This window comes from Pseudonocardia sp. KRD291, from assembly GCF_019263595.1.
Lineage (GTDB): Bacteria > Actinomycetota > Actinomycetes > Mycobacteriales > Pseudonocardiaceae > Pseudonocardia.
On the sequence record NZ_JADQDD010000019.1, the window covers coordinates 24,245 to 40,143 of the forward strand.

Genomic DNA, 15,899 nt, shown 5'->3' on the forward strand with positions numbered 1-15,899 from the left:
GATTGAACGTCGACGTCGAGGAGTGGAAGGCCGAGATACCGCTGATCGAGGAGTGGTTCGACAAGATCGGCGACAACCTCCCGACCTCGATCCGTGACGAGTTCGAGGCCCTCAAGCAGCGCCTGAACAAGTAGTCGACACGGCCCGGCCACCCGGACCCGAGGAGGTACGTCCGATGATCCCCCACACCACGCTACGCGTGGCAGAGCCGCCACTCGAGGTCGATTACTGGTGCGCAAACGGCCACCACACGCCGAGGATCTGGTCCACGCAGGTCGCGACGCCCGACCTGTGGGAGTGCCGCCACTGCGGCCTGCCGGCCGGTCGCGACCGCGCGCACCCTCCCCGCCTGGTGGCCGTGCCGCCGTTCAAGACCCCGTTGGCCTACCTGTTCGAGCGACGCTCCGAGGTCGAGTGTGCCGCGTTGCTGGACGAGGCGTTGGAGCGTCTCCACAGCCGGCGCCGCTGCACCGAGCCCGGTGGGTGCTCGTCCGGGGCGCGGTCGTGACACCGCTGCGAGTGGACCCCGCTACCCCGGGAACCCGCCTTCATGGGGCCAGCGGTGAGCCCGATCCGGACCTGGCGAGGTGGGAGAACGAGGGCGGTCCGCCCGGACGTCGGATCCACCCACGAGACGACACCGGCGGAGCCGATCCGGTGCGCGAGCGTGCGAATCGACTCCCGGACCCGGGCCCGCGCGAGTCCGGTACCGGCAAGCGATAGGAGCCGAGAATGCCGCGACACTCCCGCGTACGGGTCGGCCGCGTCTACGACGCGCGCACCCCCGAGGACGGCACCCGCGTGCTGGTCGACCGCCTCTGGCCACGCGGGCTGAGCAAGCAGCGGGCCGACCTCGACGAATGGTGCAAGGAGATCGGCCCCTCCCGCGAGCTGCGTACGTGGTACGGGCACGACCCGGACCGGTTCGCCGAGTTCGGACGCCGCTACCGCAGCGAACTCGACGACCCCGGACGAGCCGGCGCGCTCGGGCACCTGCGCGAGCTGGCGCAGCAGCAGCCGCTGACCCTGCTCACCGCCACCCGGCAGGCCGACATCAGCGAGGCGGCCGTGCTCGCCGAGCTGCTCGATCCCGGGGCGGGGAGCAACTGATGGGCACCCGCGACGGCGCGGCTCCGCACCCCACCGGACGCGGCGGGATCGTCGTCGGCGTCGACGGGTCCCCCGCCTCACTGGCCGCACTGCGCTGGGCGGTGCGGGAAGGGTCCGCACGCGGCCTGACCGTGCAGGCGGTGACCGCGTGGCACTTCCCGGTGCCCTCGACCGTGGGCAACGTGGCCACCGTCGACGACCGGCATCCGGTGATCGCCGCCGAGGAGGTTCTGGCCTCGGCGTTGGCCGCGGCCGGTGTCGCCGACGACACCACGACGGTGACCACCACGCCGGTCGAGGGGCACCCCGCCGAAGCGCTGATGCAGCTCGCCGAACGGGCCGAGCTGCTGGTGGTCGGTTCGCGCGGACACGGCCGGATCTTCGGAGCGCTGCTCGGCTCGATCAGCCAGTACGTGGCCTCCCGCGCCGCATGCCCGGTCGTGGTCATCACCCCGCAGGGAGGGTGAGCCGCGATCAGGTGGTCGACTCGCCGTACATCTGCCCCAGCGGGTCGGAGATGAACTCGATCCGCGCGCCGTCCGGGTCCTGCGTGTAGATCGACGAACCGGAGTGCACGAAGTACTCGGCACCCCGCTCGTCGAGCCGCGCCTTGATCTCGTGCCAGTGCTGCTCCGGCACCGAGATCGCGACGTGGTGCAGGCCGCCGAGCACTTCGGCGTACGGCGCGGGCTTCACCCCGGGCAGGTCGAAGAAGGCCAGGCAGTTCCCGTTGCCGACGTCGAAGAAGAAGTGCGTCGACCCGGCCAGGTCGCGGTTCTCGAACAGCACCGTGACCGGGAAGCCGGCCACGTTCTGGTACCACTCGACAGTTGTCTCCACGTCGGCGCAGATCAGCGCCGTGTGGTGGATCCCCCGCCCGGTGCTCGCCGGACGGTGGTCGTGCGAGAAGAGGAACTCGTCGCGGACCCGCTCGCGGGCTGCGGCCAGACTCGTGCGCTCGTCCTCGGTGATCAGCGACGCCTTGTCGGACACTGCGGTCTCCTTCGTTCGGTGTGCGGTCGCGGCTCAACCGCCGATGGTGGCGTGCATCTCCCAGACCAGGATCTCGGAGGCCTCGGTCGCGGTCACCTTCTGTCCCCCGGTCGCGGTGAACCGGACGGCGTCGCCGGCCGCCAGCGGCCCGGCGCCCTCCAGCACGACCTCGCCGCGCGGGACGAACAGGTGCAGGAACGGCGCCTGCGGCAGCTCGACCTGCTGCCCGGGCCGCAGCCGCGCCGCGTGCAGCGCGGCGTGCCGGTTGGCGATCCGGATCGCGGTGTCCCCGTCGTGGCGCTCCATCCCGGACGCGACCGGCACCAGCGCCCCGGAGAGCAGCTCGTCGTCGATCTCGCGCTGCTCGTAGCCGGGAGTGACGCCGCCGGAGTCGGGCAGGACCCACATCTGCACGAAGTGCACCGGGTCGGTGTGGGTGTCACCGCCCTGCAGGCGCCAGGAGTCGTTCTTCTCCGAGTGCAGGATCCCGGTGCCCGCGCTCATCCGCTGGGCCAGCCCGGGGTAGATGACACCGGAGTGACCGGTGGAGTCCTGGTGCACCAGCGAACCCTGCAGCACCCAGGTGACGATCTCCATGTCCCGGTGCGGGTGGGTGTCGAAGCCCTGACCGGCCGTGACGACGTCGTCGTTGTTCACCATCAGCAGGCCGTGGTGGGTGTTGGCCGGGTCGTAGTGCCCACCGAAGGAGAACGAGTGGTGCGAGTCCAGCCACGGGATCGCCGTCGCGAAGCGGTCGGCAGCGCGGCGGACGTCGACCCGGGGGGCGGGCGTCGTCTCGGTCATCGACTCAGATCCTCTCGACAAGTAGTTGCAGACGCAACAACCGATCGGCGCGTCCCGTCATTCCCGGACCACTATCCCGGATCGGGGGCAGGGCACAGACGTCCGCCGCCGGGCACGCGATGCGTGCCCGGCGGCGTGGGGGCCGGTGGTCCGGCCGGCGTGATCGAGACGTCGATCAGTGCCTGTCGCGCCCGTCACGGCCCGACACCTGGTGGTTCGGGTCGTCGACCTCCACCTGCTCCTTGCGGACCTCGTCCGAGACCGTGTGGTCCTCGGTCACGGTCCGGGTGTCGAGGCGGACCTTCTCGACGGCCTCGGTGGACTTGTCCACGACCGGGCGCTCGGCGTGCAGCGTCACCTCGTGGGCGTCCTCACCGATCTTCGCGTTCCCGGCCGCCGGAGTGCCGTCGGCGATCGGCTCGCGCTCGAGCCGCACCTCCTCGTGGCTCACCGGCACGGTGACCTGCTGGTCCTCGGTCACGACGTACTTGCGCAGCCGGACCTTGCCGGTCTCCTCGGACTCGGTGCCGACGCGCAGGCGCTCCTCGTGGCGGGTCATCGAGCCGTTGTCGGCGCGGTCGTGGTCGCGGGTGTCCTCGCGGGTACCGCGGGCGTCCCCGGCTGCGGCCCGGCCGTTGCCGTCGCCGGTCGCGGTGCGATCGCCGGAGACGTCGTAGTGACGGCGCAGCTCGTCCTCCTCGCGGCCGGACAGGTGCTCCGAGGTCTGGCCGACGTGCGGCGCGTCCTTGACCGCGTCCTTCTGCACGCCGAGCGCGACGTCGTCACCCTTGACGTCGGCGCCGTCGAGCGGCACGAAGCTCTCCTTCATGCCGAACAGGCCGGTGTTGACCGTGGCCCAGGTCGGAGTGCCGCTGCGCTCGTCGAGGTAGATCTGGCCGATCTTGCCGACCTTCTCGCCCCGGGCGTCGTAGGCCTGCCGGCCGATCAGCTCGCGGGTCATCTTCTCGGTGATCATTTCTGTTCAGCCTCCGTGGTCGATGTACTCGTGATCGCTGACACAGCCAGGGTCGACGCGACCGGCGCCCGATACACGGGATTCCTGTCCGGCAAGCCCATCGAGGGAGGACCGTGGTCCGGGCGGGGGACCGGGGGCAGGCGTCCGCACGACGCACGGTGACCGGGAACCCGGGCCGTGCGACCGCTGGTCGTCGGGTTTGCCCGACCACGTCGCGGGGCATGTGCCCGCCCGCCGTCGCCCTGTCCCCGGTCGCGGTGAACCCCACGGCGTCGCCGGCCGCCGGCGGCCCGGCGGCCTCCAGCACGACCTCGCCGCGCGGGACGAACAGGTGCAGGAACGGCGCCTCCGGCAGCTCGACCTGCCGCCCGGGTTGCACCCCCGCCGCGTGCAGCGCGGCGTGCCGGTTGGCGATCCGGACCGCGGTGTCCCCGTCGTGGCGGTCCATCTCGGACGCGACCGGCACCCGTGCCCCGGCGGACGTCGACCCGTGGGGCGAGCGTCGTCTCGGTCTTCGTCGCAGTCCTCTCGCCTACGCTGGCGGCGCCGGACCTCGGCCCTCCACCACCGCTGACTTCCCTCGTTCGGAAGGTGCACGCCACGTGTCACAGAAGGCCTCATTGACCGCACTCGCCCGCGGACAGCTGGAACTGGCCCGGGCCGCGTCCAGCGGGCGGAGCGCGCACACCGTGTTCGGCGGGAACGAGCACGTCCTGCGCCAGACCCTGATCGCGCTCGCCGCCGGCTACGGCCTCGACGAGCACGACAGCCCCGGCGACGCGACCGTGCACGTCCTGCACGGACGGGTGCGCCTACGCGCAGGCGACGACAGCTGGGAAGGATCCCCGGGGGACCTGCTCACCGTGCCCGCCGCCCGGCACAGTCTCGACGCGATCGAGGACTCCGCGGTGCTGCTCACCGTCGGAAAACAGGGCTGAACACGCCACCCGGTGCCCGTCGCCGCTCTTGTGATCGTGAGGTCGGGAGGAGTACCGGCGACCGGTGCCGCCGAGACCCCACCCATACGGCGCCACGGTGCACGCCTGGTAAACCGGTGGCCCGGGCTGTCGGACGTCGTCCCGGTCGGGGCGGCGTCCGACGCACGTCCGCTGGGACAGGAAGACGCGATGTCGGCGCCTCGAGATCGACGTCTGCCGCGCGAGATCGCCGAAGGACCGAAGAAGGGAGGATCCGGAGTTCGTCCGGCTGTTCCGCCGCGGCGGCTGTCGCGACCTACCCGGTCACGAGGTGGTCGTCCAGCCGAGAGACCAGGCAGCGGTCGACGGGAACTCGCCACCTGCGGCGGCGAACGCGGCGGCACCGGCGCCGAACTGTTGACGCGCCTCGGGCGACATCTGCTCGAGGATCTCGGAGATCGTGTTACGACGGCTCTGCATGACGTCGTGGACCAGCGCGTGCCCGGCGGGGGTGAGCTCGAGGAGCAGATTACGGCGGTCCGAGGGGTCGTCGCGGCGGTCGATCAGGTCGGCGGCGACCAGCCGGTCCACGGCGCGGGTGGCGTTCGACGGGTGCACGCCGAGCCGAGCCGCGACACCGTTGAGGTTCATCGAGGGCTGGCTGGCCAACATGACCAGCACCCGCAACTGGGGCAGGGTCACCGCGTCGGGCGACTCGGCGACCGACCGTGCGCTCAGGGCGACCAGCACCCTGGCGGCGGCCAGCACCGACTCCACGATCGCGTCCTCCGCTGGAGCCTCGGTGGACATGCCTGTTCCCCTCCCCCCGCGGATCGCGGCGTCACCGGCCGTTCCGGTGTCCGTGTCGTGCGCGCCCGGTTCCGGGCGGGCGCCGTCGCGCACCAACGTATACGGGCCCGTTCCCGCCCCTCAGGTCCGGGAGATCACCACGTCACGCAGGACCGCCACCTCGAGCTTGGCGTCGGCGAGCAGCGACCGCACCACGTCACCGATACTGATCAGCCCGGACAGCTCGCCCGCGCGCACCACCGGCAGGTGTCGGAACCGCCAGGCGGTCATCGTGTCCATCACCGACGTCAGCTCGTCGGACGGGGCGCAGGTGGGCACCCGGTGCGCCATCAACGACTCCACCGTCACCGCCCCCAGGCCGCCGCCGTGCTGGAGCAGCCCCCGCACGATGTCGCCCTCGGTGAGCATCCCGGCCACCTCACGGGCCTGGTCCAGCACGACCAACGCCCCGATCCTCGGCGGCCCGGCCAGCAAGGCACTCGCCTCGGCGATCGTCGACCACGACCACGCCGTGACCACCTCCCGGCCCTTGCCTGCGAGCACCGTCTCGACCGTCTTCGCCGTCATCGACCTCTCCCGCCGTCCCGCTCGCCCCCACAGTGGCCAGGGCAATGATTGCACATGCGCACGCAAATCGGGAGGCTCGATGCGGCCCGCCGCACACCGCTCAGCCGCGTACCCGGGGCGCCTTCGGCCACCGCCGCGGGCCGAACGGGCGTTCCCGGTGGTGTTCCTCGGCCAGGTCACGCAGGCGCCCGTCGAGCAGGTGCTCGGCAGTGATCAGCCCGGCCAGCCGGGTCGGGTCCTCGCGATCCAGAACGGGAGCCGCGCTGACCGCGGCCTGGGCGAACCGCGAGGCCACCGCGCGCAGCGTGTCGTCGGCGCGGACCACCAGCGGTTCCGCGACCAGCAACGACTCGACCGTGTTTGCGCCTGCCGGTGGGTGGACGAGGTGCTGGCGCGGGACGACGCCCACGAGCCGCTCCGCGGTATCGAGGACCGGGAACAGCCGCTGCAGCGGCGCCAGATCGTGTGCCGGGCCGTGGCGGCGTGCGAGCACGGAGCCGGTCACCGACACGGGCACCGGCAGTGGGTCGGCGATCCCGAGTGTGACCGGGGTGGGGTGCATGACCTCATCGGTGAGCAGCACCTCGAGCGGATCCACGTCGTACTCGCGGGACAGGTGATAGCCCCGGCGGGCGATCTTCTCGGTGAGCACCGACCGGCGCAGCAGCAGCGCGGAGACACCGTAGGCCGACGCCGAGGCGATCATCAGCGGTAGCAGGGCCGGCCAGGCGTGGGTGAGCTCGAGGGAGAACACCACCCCGGTCAGGGGCGAGCGCATCACGCCGCCGACCACGGCCGCCAGACCGCACAGCGCCCAGAACCCGGGCGAGACCGACGACGGGAACACCAGCCCCTCCAGCGCGCCCAGCGCTGCACCGATCATGAATACCGGCGCCAGCACCCCGCCGGAGGTGCCCGAGCCCAACGACAACCCCCAGATCAGGCTCTTCACCACCAGAATCCCGATGATCAGGGAGATCGTCGCCCGTCCGGTGAGCAGCTCGTCGATCACGTCGTAGCCGACGCCGAGCGCGCGCGGCACGAACAGGCCGCCGACGCCGATGATCAGACCGCCGATCGCGGGCCACCACATCCAGTGGATCGGCAGCCGCGCGAACGTGTCCTCGGAGAAGTAGACCAGCGCCGTCACCACGACCGCGAGCAGACCGCCGAGCACGCCGGCCAGCACGCACAGCAGGTCCACCCACGGATCGACCCCGGCCCCGGACATCGACACCGGGAAGATCGGCTCGGATCCCAGCAGCGGCGCGCGCAGGATCACCGCGACCGCGACCGCCGCCGAGACCGGCAGGAAGCTGCGGGGCCGCCACTCGAACAGCAGCAGCTCCACCGCCAGCAGGACCGACGCCAGCGGCGCGTTGAACGTCGCGGCCATCCCCGCTGCTGCACCGGAGACCATCAGCGCCTTGCGCTCGTCGGCCGACAGGTGCAGGTGCTGGGCCAGGATCGACCCGATCGCGCCCCCGGTCATGATGATCGGGCCCTCCGCCCCGAACGGGCCGCCGCTGCCGATGCTCACCGCAGCGGAGACCGGCTTGAGCACCGCGACCCGCGGCTCGACCCGGCTGCGCCGCATCAGGATCGCCTCGATCGCCTCCGGCATGCCGTGCCCGCGGATCTTCTCCGAGCCGTAGCGGGCCATCAGCCCGATCACCAGCCCACCGACGACCGGGGCGAGCAGGACCAGCCACGCCGGGTGATCCACCGAGCCCGGCGCCACCAGCTCGGTGGACACACGCCCGAAGAACACCAGGTTCGTGATCAGCCCGATCAGACTCAGCAGCGCCCACGCCGCGAGCGCGCCCAGCGCTCCGATCGGGATCGCGCAGGCGATCGTGACCAGCACCCTCGGGGTCAGCGTGAAATCGCCCAGGCCCGGCCTGGCCGACGCCGCTACGTCAGTCGCTCCGTGAGACACGGACGCATCCTCCGCGACTGCCGTTGCAGGGCGCAATCAATGCGATACAGCACACTTTTCCCGGACGGAGTGCCTTCCGCGTCCCGCCGGGCAGGTGTCCGGCCGCGCTCGGTGCCACGACCGGGGCGTGACATCGTTGCCCGGTGCTCGGCGTCGACATCGCCACGATCCCGTCCGACCCGACGGCCGCCGTCGTGGGCGCACCGTGGTGAACCGGCCCGGGACGACGGGTACCGACCCCGGCGAACAGCGGTCCGCGCGCGCGTCGTCCGTCGTCCCCGACCCGGAAGCCCGGCGCCGGCGGTCCTCGATCGCAGCCACCGTGCGCGCGGTCGTCTGGTTCGCGCGGCTGGTCGCGCTGTTCACGATCGCCACCGCCGTCCTGCCCGCGCCGCGCCGGATGTTCGGTGGCGAGCTGCGCAGCTCGCTCGGGCTGCCGCCCTCGGTCGGCCTGGCCGGCACGGTCCTGACCCTGGTCGCGGGCGTGGCGGTGCTGCTGCTGGCCACCGGGCTGCGCCGGCGCAAGCAGCGCGCGTGGTGGCTGGCCGTCGTCACCACCGCGGGGCTGACCGTGGTCAACCTGCTGCACGTGGTCGACGAGCGCCGCGGGCTCGTCGCCACGGTCGCCACCGTCGCGCTGCTGGTCGCGCTCTACCTGACCCGGCGCTACTTCGTGGCCCGGCAGGACCCCGGCGGTCTGGGCCGCGCGGTCCGCACCCTCGCGGAGTTCGCCCTGTCCGGCTTCGTACTGGTCTGGGTCCTGCTGGCGCTCAACCACCGGCGCCTGGAGGGCCGGCCGGGGTGGGGGCAGGAGGCCGCGCACTCCGCGCTGTCGCTCGTCGGGGTGTCCGGCCCGATCGGTTTCCGGGCCGCCTGGCTCGACGACCTGACGGCCACCATCGGCCTGACGTTCGGCGTCGTCGCGATCGTCGTCGCCGGCTATCACCTGCTGCGTTCCCCCGAGCCGCGGCCGAGCCTCACGCCCGACGACGAGGAGCGGCTGCGCGCCCTGCTGGCCCGCGGCGGAGACTCCCTGGGCTACTTCGCGCTGCGCCGGGACAAGGGCGCGGTGTTCTCCCCCGGCGGCAGGTCCGCGGTGTCCTACCGGGTGCTGGCCGGGGTGGCGCTGGCCTCCGGCGACCCGGTCGGCGACGTCGGCGCCTGGCCCGGCGCGATCGAGGCGTTCCTCGAGGCCTGCCTGCAGAACGCCTGGTCGCCGGCCGTCCTCGGGTGCTCGGAGCGGGGCGCCACGGCGTGGGCGAAGGCGGGGCTGGACGCGCTCGAGCTCGGCGACGAGGCGGTGCTCGACTCCGCCACTTTCTCCCTGGACGGGCGGCCGATGCGCAGCGTGCGCCAGGCCGTCAACCGGATGAACCGGGCCGGGCACACCGCCGTCGTCCACCGCCTGTGCGACCTCGACGAGCCCGAGCGCGCCGCGATCGCCGCGCGCGCACACCGCTGGCGCGCCGACGAGTGCGGCACCGGTTCCCGTTCCGCCGACGCCCCTGTCGAGCGCGGCTACTCGATGGCGCTGTCCCGGGTCGCGGACCCGGCCGACCCGCAGACGGTGCTGGTCACCGCCGACCGCGACGGCGCACCGTGCGGCCTGCTCCAGCTCGTCCCGTGGGGGCCGGACGGTCTGTCGCTGGACCTGATGGTGCGCGCCGCCGATGCCGACAACGGCGTCAACGAGCTGCTGATCGCCGAGCTGATGGCGGCCGCGCCGCGGCTGGGCGTGCGCCGGGTGTCGCTGAACTTCGCGGTGTTCCGCTCCGCGCTCGAGCGCGGGGAACGGATCGGCGCCGGTCCGGTGGCGCGGTCCTGGGCGCGGCTGCTGCGGATCGCGTCGCGCTGGTGGCAGATCGACTCGCTGTACCGCTTCAACGCGAAGTTCCGGCCCGAGTGGACGCCGCGCTACATCATGTTCCCGGCGGTGCGCGACCTGCCGCGGATCCTGTTCGTGGTGCTGGAGGCCGAGGGCTTCGGCGGGCGCCCGTCGGCCCTGCTGCGGGTCCTGCGCCGCTGAGCGGACGCGCGGCTGCGCAGGCGTCTCCGGCTAATCAGGCGTCTCCGGCTGCTCAGGCGTCCGGGTGCTCGTCCAGGAACCGGCGCAGGGGCGCGAACAGGTCGTCGCGGGCGCGCAGCGCGGCCGGGGTGAGCCAGGCCAGGTCGGTGGCCCTGTCCGGCTCCCGGACGGCCGCCGTGCCGGCGAGCACGGCGCAGGCCAGGAACAGCGTCACGTAGTGCCGGCCGGCCTCGGGCATCGGGTCGTCGGTGAAGCCGAGGCGGGCGGTGGCCTCCACCCTCAGCCCGGTCTCCTCGGCCACCTCGCGCGCCGCCGTCGCCTCCGGGGACTCGCCGAACTCCTGATGGCCGCCGGGCAGGCCCCACGTCCCGGCGCCGTGCGCGCCGGCCCGGCGCAGCACCAGCCACCGGCCCGAGTCCTCCACGACGGCCGCGACCCCGACCCGCACCTCCGGCATCGTCGGAGCGTAGGCGAGGCGCCGGGTTTCCCGACGCGGCACCGATGCGTCCTGCGTCCGGCCTCGGCCGCGTCGCGCGGGGACCTGATCAGGTGCGGCAGACTGCGGGCGGATTGCCCGCCGCAGCAGAAGGTTCCCGATGAGCTTCCACTCCGCCTACCGCCACCACTTCCTGCGCGTCGCCGCCGCCACGATCCGCACGGAGATGGCCGACCCGGCCGCGAACGCCGCCTCGGTGCTGACCACGGCGCGCGAGTGCCACGCCGACGGCGTCGGGCTGGTCGTGTTCCCGGAGCTCACGCTGTCCGGGTACTCCATCGAGGACGTCCTGATGCAGGACACGTTGCTCGACGCCGTCTCCGACGAGCTCGTCGCGCTGGCCGCGGCCACCGCGGACCTGCTGCCGGTGCTCGTCGTCGGTGCCCCGCTGCGGCACCGGCACCGCATCTACAACGGCGCGGTGGTGATCCACCGGGGGCGGATCCTCGGGGTGGCGCCGAAGTCGTACCTGCCGACCTACCGGGAGTTCTACGAGCACCGCCAGGTCGCCCCGGGCGACGACCAGCGCGGCACGATCCGGATCGGGGGGACCGAGGTCCCGTTCGGCCCGGACCTGCTCTTCGCCGCCACCGACCTCCCGGGGTTCGTGCTGCACGCCGAGGTCTGTGAGGACTTCTGGGTGCCGATCCCGCCGAGCGCGGAGGCGGCGCTGGCCGGGGCGACGGTGCTGGCGAACATCTCCGGCAGCCCGATCACCATCGGGCGGGCCGACCAGCGACGGCTGCTGTGCCGCTCGGCGTCCTCGCGCTGCCTGGCCGCCTACGTCTACGCCGCGGCCGGGGAGGGCGAGTCGACCACCGACGTCGCCTGGGACGGCCAGACGATGATCTACGAGAACGGCGGGCAGCTGGCCGAGTCGGACCGGTTCCCGAAGGGCGCGCAGCGGGCCGTCGCCGACGTCGACCTGGACCTGATCGCCGCCGAGCGCCGCCGGATGGGCACGTTCGACGACAACCGGCGCACCCACGCCGCGCGCGTCGACAGCTTCCGGACGGTCGAGTTCGTGCTCGACCCGCCGGACCGGGACATCGGTCTGAAGCGCTCGATCGAGCGCTTCCCGTTCGTGCCCGCAGACCCGGAGCGGCTCGAGCAGGACTGCTACGAGGCCTACTCGATCCAGGTCTCCGGGCTGGAGCAGAGGCTGCGCGCGATCGGTGGCCCGAAGGTGGTGATCGGGGTGTCCGGCGGGCTGGACTCCACGCACGCGCTGATCGTCGCCGCCCGGGCGATGGACCGCGAGCAGCGCCCGCGAAGCGACATCCTCGCGTTCACCCTGCCCGGCTTCGCGACCGGCGAGCACACGAAGAACAACGCGATCGCCCTCTCGCACGCCCTCGGCGTCACCCTCGAGACCATCGACATCACGCCGACGGCGCGGACCATGCTCTCCGAGATCGACCACCCGTTCTCCCGCGGGGAGGCCGTCTACGACGTCACGTTCGAGAACGTCCAGGCCGGCCTGCGCACCGACTACCTGTTCCGCCTCGCCAACCAGCGCGGCGGCATCGTGCTCGGCACCGGCGACCTGTCCGAGCTGGCGCTGGGCTGGTCGACCTACGGCGTCGGCGACCAGATGTCGCACTACAACGTCAACGGCGGCGTCCCGAAGACGCTGATCCAGCACCTGATCCGCTGGGTGGCCGGCTCCGGGCAGTTCGACGACGACGTCAGCGCCGTCCTGCGATCGGTGCTCGACACCGAGATCACCCCGGAGCTGGTGCCCACCACCGACGGCGAGCAGGTGCAGTCGAGCGAGGCCAAGATCGGCCCGTACGCGCTGCAGGACTTCACGTTGCACTACGTGCTCCGGCACGGCTTCCGGCCGTCGAAGATCGCGTTCCTGGCCGGGCACGCCTGGTCGGACGCCTCCGCCGGGCAGTGGCCGCCGGGGTTCCCGGACGACCGGCGCCCCGAGTACTCCCCCGCCGAGATCCGGCGCTGGCTGGAGGTGTTCGCGCAGCGGTTCTTCTCGTTCAGCCAGTTCAAGCGCTCGGCCCTGCCGAACGGGCCGAAGGTCTCGCCGACCGGCGCGCTCTCGCCGCGCGGGGACTGGCGCGCGCCCTCGGACATGTCCGCGCGGATCTGGCTCGACGAGATCCGCCGCGAGGTGCCGGAGGGCTGAGCACCCGGCCCGGCAGTCAGGTCAGAGGTTCGAGCAGGCGTTGCGGAGCCAGCAGCGCCCGCCCGACCGGCTCGGTCGGCTCCGGCTCCCCGGCCAGGCCCGGGCCCGGGTGCACCTCCACCTCGCCCGGCCCCGGTGCCGTCGCGCAGACCGGGCAACGGCCGGCGCCGTCGAGCTCGGCGTCGCAGCCCACGTGCCGGAAGATCCGGCGGCGGGGCACGGCCGTGGTGTGCCGCTCGCCCCACCCGTAGAGCGCGTGCAGCACCGGCCACAGGTCCGCACCGCGCGCGGTGAGCACGTACTCGACCCGGGCCGGGCCCGGCTCCTCCCGGCGCAGCACGCCGGCCTCGGTCAGCGCGTCCAGGCGCGCGGCCAGCACGGCCTTGGGCACGCCCAGGTGGCGGTGCAGGTCGGTGAACCGGCGTACGCCGTAGAAGCAGTCCCGCAGGATCAGCAACGTCCAGCGCTCGCCGACGACCTCGAGCGCGCGGGCCATCGAGCAGGCCTGCGAGGCGTAGTCGGATCCGAGCGGCATGGCGCCATCCTACGCTCGCGGTTCGATCACCGAACCACCTCGTGCTACCGTCCGGTTCGACCATCGAACTCCTCGGGAGACGCCCATGGAACGCCGCACCGTCGTCGTCTCCGCACTCGGCACGCTGCTCGCACTCGTGTCCTACACCGCACCGCTGACCACCCTCCGGGCGATCTCGGCGGACCTGGGAGCCGGGCCGTCCGGACAGTCCTGGATCCTCAGCTCGATGAGCCTCGGGCTCACCGCGGCGCTGCTCACCGCCGGCACCCTGGCCGACGAGCACGGTCGTCGACGGCTGTTCGTGCTCGGCGCGGTGGTGCTGGCGGTCGCCTCCGCGGCCGGTGCGGCGTCGCCCGGGACGGCGGTGTTCGTCCTCGGACGGGTCGTGCAGGGCGTCGGCGCCGCCGCGATGATCGCCTGCAGCCTCGCCCTGATCAGCCACGCGATCCCGCCGGGGCCGGCGCGGGCCCGCGCCACCGGGATGTGGGGTGCGGCATTGGCCGCGGGGATCGCGGCCGGTCCGGTGCTCTCCTCGCTGATCGACTGGCGCGTGTTCTACGTGCTCATCGCCGTCGCCGCGCTCGGCGTGGCGGCCGCCGCCCGGTCACTGCTCACCGAGTCCACCTCCGGTGAGCCGCGCCCGGTGGACCTGCCGGGGATGGTGCTGCTCGCGGCCGCGCTCTCGGCGTTGCTGGCCGGGCTCACCGAGGCCCGGCGGCTGCCGGTCGGACCGGTCCCGATCGCGCTGCTCGTCGCCGGGGCGCTGCTGCTCGCCGGGTTCGTCGTCGTGCAGCGACGCTCGTCGCACCCGATGGTCGCCCTGCGGCTGTTCCGCAGTCCGGGGCTCGTCGCAGCCACCACCGCGAGCCTGGCCAGCGGCCTCGGGGTGATCGCGGTGTCGTCGTTCCTGCCGGTCGTGCTGCAGCGCGGTCAGGGGCACGGCCCGGTGTTCGCGGCCCTGATGCTGCTCGGCTGGTCCGGGACGAGCATCGTCACCGCCCTGCTGACCCGGCGGATCAGCGAACAGGTCACCGGTGCGATCCGCCTGGGCGCCGGGCTGGTGGTGGTCGCGGCCGGACTGGTGCCGATGATGTGGGTGAGCCCGGACTCGAGCCCGTGGCTCGTGCTGACCGGGCTGGTCGTGGCCGGGCTGGGCACCGGCGTCGTCAACGCCACGCTGGGCCGCGAGGCCGTCGCGAGCGTCCCGGCGAACCGGGCCGGGATGGGCAGCGGGATCAACAACAGCAGCCGCTACCTCGGCGCGGCGATCGGGGTGACGTTGGTGTCGGTGCTGAGCTCGCCGACCGGGGCGGAGACGCCGGAGACACTGCTCGCCGGCTGGGACGTCGCGGTCGTCGTCTGCACCGTGCTGACCGTGCTCTGCGCCGGGGTCGTGCTGGCGTGCACCCGTCGCGCGCCGGCGGGGAGCCCGGTCCGGGCCTGACCCGTTCGGTCCCGACCCCGGTCGCCGACAGTCCTGCGCGTGGCGCTCCGGTGCCCTCCACACCGGGGCGCCCCCTCTCGCCGCCGCTCCGACACCGCTCGCCGAACCACCTACAAGATCGTCGCGAATGACGACGGGATCACGGCCGCGTTCCGCCGGACGACGGCAGCGCAGGAGTCCGTACGGATTCTCCCGCGGTAGACCGGGTAGACGTTTCCGCTCCGCGAATGCGCGGGCCCGACGACCCCGCGCCGTCGCCCGTTCCGATCCGGGAGAGGGAGCCGGCCGGTCGTCCGATCCGATGGAGGCCACGACCGGCCGGCGGGGTCCGGCGGGGCGCAGGCCGGTCGGTCCGGCCGCAGCCGGGTCCGCGCGGTGCCCGTCCGCGGGCGCGCACCGCGCGCGGTCCGGCCCGCCGAACCCGTCCGCACGCTGCGACGACGACGCCCACGCAGACCCCGGCCGATCGGCGCCGGCGGGGTCCCGGCGGCCGCCGGTGCGGGTCCGCCCGCGCGATCGACGCCGCGGCGGAGCACCCGCCCACACCCGGGCCGCACCGGTCGACCCGGCTCCGGGAGCTCCGCGCCCGACGTGACGTCCACGGCTCCCCGGAACTGCGCGCGATCGCCGTTCCGCAATTGTGCGACACGCCCCACGGAACGGGATCGCGAGCATTGCCGGCCCGCCGCGACATCGGTGGGGAACACGCGCCGGCGACCCGGTCACGGGTCGTTCCAGATCTGTTTTCCGGCCGCCCGACGACGACGAAGCCCCCCTGTCCAGGACAAGATCGCGAGTACTAGCGTGCGTCGCAATCGACTTGGAGGTGAGTCTTGGCACTCGCATCGATCCTGTCCGAGATGCCCGATCTGCTGCGCCGGACGCTCGAGGAGCACACGCCGGATGCGCAGGGGTACTGCCGGGAATGCCGGGACGCCACCGGCGTCAGCGCGACGTGGCCGTGCGTGACGCGCGAGCTCGCCGAGGAGGCACAGCACATCTACGGCGGCGGCCTGCCGGGCACCCGCGACACGGGACGCGCGCCGGTCGGTCAGGCCCCCCGTCCGGACCGGCAGGACTCGGAGCCCTCCGTCGCCGGACGCCGCCGGGCCCGGGACCTCTCCGGTGTCACCGACTCC

At 73.2% G+C, this 15,899-nt stretch carries 17 protein-coding genes; 9 read left to right on the forward strand and 8 right to left on the reverse strand.

Translation table 11 applies throughout. The annotated features are described in order from the left end of the window. Positions 1 to 2 precede the first annotated feature (2 nt). From I4I78_RS05170 to I4I78_RS05185, 4 genes are all read left to right on the forward strand, one after another. Positions 3 to 134 (forward strand): phosphoenolpyruvate carboxykinase domain-containing protein, encoded by a 132-nt coding sequence (locus I4I78_RS05170; protein ID WP_218610026.1) that lies wholly within the window; start codon positions 3 to 5, stop codon positions 132 to 134. 41 nt (positions 135 to 175) lie between these two features. Continuing rightward, complete coding sequence (locus I4I78_RS05175; protein WP_218610027.1) at positions 176 to 508, forward strand: RNA polymerase-binding protein RbpA; 333 nt, start codon at positions 176 to 178, stop codon at positions 506 to 508. 224 nt (positions 509 to 732) lie between these two features. Beyond that, complete coding sequence (locus I4I78_RS05180; protein WP_218610028.1) at positions 733 to 1,110, forward strand: DUF488 domain-containing protein; 378 nt, start codon at positions 733 to 735, stop codon at positions 1,108 to 1,110. Then, entirely contained in the window at positions 1,110 to 1,577 is a 468-nt protein-coding gene (locus tag I4I78_RS05185) for a universal stress protein (protein ID WP_218610029.1), read from the forward strand. The genes I4I78_RS05180 and I4I78_RS05185 overlap by 1 nt, the downstream gene beginning before the upstream one ends. A gap of 7 nt (positions 1,578 to 1,584) precedes the next feature. Here the strand turns inward: I4I78_RS05185 and I4I78_RS05190 are convergent, their stop codons facing one another. From I4I78_RS05190 to I4I78_RS05200, 3 genes are all read right to left on the reverse strand, one after another. Then, complete coding sequence (locus I4I78_RS05190) at positions 1,585 to 2,103, reverse strand: VOC family protein (protein ID WP_308251910.1); 519 nt, start codon at positions 2,101 to 2,103, stop codon at positions 1,585 to 1,587. A gap of 33 nt (positions 2,104 to 2,136) precedes the next feature. Further along, positions 2,137 to 2,907, reverse strand: coding sequence for a pirin-like bicupin family protein (locus I4I78_RS05195; protein WP_218610030.1), 771 nt, complete (start codon positions 2,905 to 2,907; stop codon positions 2,137 to 2,139). 175 nt (positions 2,908 to 3,082) lie between these two features. Beyond that, entirely contained in the window at positions 3,083 to 3,883 is an 801-nt protein-coding gene (locus I4I78_RS05200) for a DUF2382 domain-containing protein (RefSeq protein WP_218610031.1), read from the reverse strand. A gap of 602 nt (positions 3,884 to 4,485) precedes the next feature. Between I4I78_RS05200 and I4I78_RS05205 the strand changes: the two genes are divergently transcribed. Next, on the forward strand, positions 4,486 to 4,821 hold the full coding sequence (locus tag I4I78_RS05205; RefSeq protein ID WP_218610032.1) for a cupin domain-containing protein: 336 nt from the start codon (positions 4,486 to 4,488) through the stop codon (positions 4,819 to 4,821). 303 nt (positions 4,822 to 5,124) lie between these two features. On the opposite strand, the gene I4I78_RS05210 is transcribed toward I4I78_RS05205, so the two are convergent. The 3 genes from I4I78_RS05210 to I4I78_RS05220 form a co-directional block, all read right to left on the reverse strand. Beyond that, on the reverse strand, positions 5,125 to 5,610 hold the full coding sequence (locus I4I78_RS05210; protein ID WP_218610033.1) for a MarR family winged helix-turn-helix transcriptional regulator: 486 nt from the start codon (positions 5,608 to 5,610) through the stop codon (positions 5,125 to 5,127). Positions 5,611 to 5,730: 120 nt separating this feature from the next. Further along, positions 5,731 to 6,177, reverse strand: a complete 447-nt coding sequence (locus I4I78_RS05215) for a CBS domain-containing protein (protein WP_218610034.1) — start codon at positions 6,175 to 6,177, stop codon at positions 5,731 to 5,733. 100 nt (positions 6,178 to 6,277) lie between these two features. Beyond that, entirely contained in the window at positions 6,278 to 8,044 is a 1,767-nt protein-coding gene (locus I4I78_RS05220; RefSeq protein WP_218610035.1) for a chloride channel protein, read from the reverse strand. Positions 8,045 to 8,438: 394 nt separating this feature from the next. On the opposite strand from I4I78_RS05220, the gene I4I78_RS05225 reads away from it, so the two are divergent. Then, the gene (locus tag I4I78_RS05225; protein WP_308251911.1) at positions 8,439 to 10,142 is read left to right on the forward strand and encodes a phosphatidylglycerol lysyltransferase domain-containing protein; all 1,704 of its coding nucleotides are present in this window, start codon (positions 8,439 to 8,441) and stop codon (positions 10,140 to 10,142) included. A 52-nt stretch (positions 10,143 to 10,194) separates the two neighbouring features. Here I4I78_RS05225 and I4I78_RS05230 read toward each other — a convergent pair whose 3' ends face one another. Further along, positions 10,195 to 10,599 (reverse strand): NUDIX hydrolase, encoded by a 405-nt coding sequence (locus tag I4I78_RS05230; protein WP_218610036.1) that lies wholly within the window; start codon positions 10,597 to 10,599, stop codon positions 10,195 to 10,197. Between the two features lie 139 nt (positions 10,600 to 10,738). Here I4I78_RS05230 and I4I78_RS05235 point away from each other — a divergent pair, with 139 nt between their 5' ends. Further along, complete coding sequence (locus I4I78_RS05235; RefSeq protein ID WP_218610037.1) at positions 10,739 to 12,781, forward strand: NAD(+) synthase; 2,043 nt, start codon at positions 10,739 to 10,741, stop codon at positions 12,779 to 12,781. A 16-nt stretch (positions 12,782 to 12,797) separates the two neighbouring features. Here the strand turns inward: I4I78_RS05235 and I4I78_RS05240 are convergent, their stop codons facing one another. After that, positions 12,798 to 13,316 carry a helix-turn-helix domain-containing protein gene (locus I4I78_RS05240; protein WP_218610038.1) on the reverse strand — a complete coding sequence of 173 codons (519 nt, stop codon included), beginning with the start codon at positions 13,314 to 13,316 and terminating at the stop codon, positions 12,798 to 12,800. Positions 13,317 to 13,401: 85 nt separating this feature from the next. On the opposite strand from I4I78_RS05240, the gene I4I78_RS05245 reads away from it, so the two are divergent. Together I4I78_RS05245 and I4I78_RS05250 are read left to right on the forward strand one after the other, a co-directional pair. Next, positions 13,402 to 14,760, forward strand: a complete 1,359-nt coding sequence (locus tag I4I78_RS05245) for an MFS transporter (protein ID WP_218610039.1) — start codon at positions 13,402 to 13,404, stop codon at positions 14,758 to 14,760. 833 nt (positions 14,761 to 15,593) lie between these two features. Then, positions 15,594 to 15,899: hypothetical protein (locus tag I4I78_RS05250; RefSeq protein ID WP_218610045.1), on the forward strand; the 306-nt coding region annotated here is incomplete at its 3' end.

Coding starts and splice junctions, on each gene's coding strand:
- I4I78_RS05235 (WP_218610037.1), top strand. CDS start 10,739: ATGAGCTTCCACTCCGCCTACCGCCACCACTTCCTGCGCGTCGCCGCC.
- I4I78_RS05245 (WP_218610039.1), top strand. CDS start 13,402: ATGGAACGCCGCACCGTCGTCGTCTCCGCACTCGGCACGCTGCTCGCA.
- I4I78_RS05215 (WP_218610034.1), bottom strand. CDS start 6,177: ATGACGGCGAAGACGGTCGAGACGGTGCTCGCAGGCAAGGGCCGGGAG.
- I4I78_RS05175 (WP_218610027.1), top strand. CDS start 176: ATGATCCCCCACACCACGCTACGCGTGGCAGAGCCGCCACTCGAGGTC.
- I4I78_RS05210 (WP_218610033.1), bottom strand. CDS start 5,610: ATGTCCACCGAGGCTCCAGCGGAGGACGCGATCGTGGAGTCGGTGCTG.
- I4I78_RS05185 (WP_218610029.1), top strand. CDS start 1,110: ATGGGCACCCGCGACGGCGCGGCTCCGCACCCCACCGGACGCGGCGGG.
- I4I78_RS05230 (WP_218610036.1), bottom strand. CDS start 10,599: ATGCCGGAGGTGCGGGTCGGGGTCGCGGCCGTCGTGGAGGACTCGGGC.
- I4I78_RS05200 (WP_218610031.1), bottom strand. CDS start 3,883: ATGATCACCGAGAAGATGACCCGCGAGCTGATCGGCCGGCAGGCCTAC.
- I4I78_RS05240 (WP_218610038.1), bottom strand. CDS start 13,316: ATGCCGCTCGGATCCGACTACGCCTCGCAGGCCTGCTCGATGGCCCGC.
- I4I78_RS05195 (WP_218610030.1), bottom strand. CDS start 2,907: ATGACCGAGACGACGCCCGCCCCCCGGGTCGACGTCCGCCGCGCTGCC.
- I4I78_RS05180 (WP_218610028.1), top strand. CDS start 733: ATGCCGCGACACTCCCGCGTACGGGTCGGCCGCGTCTACGACGCGCGC.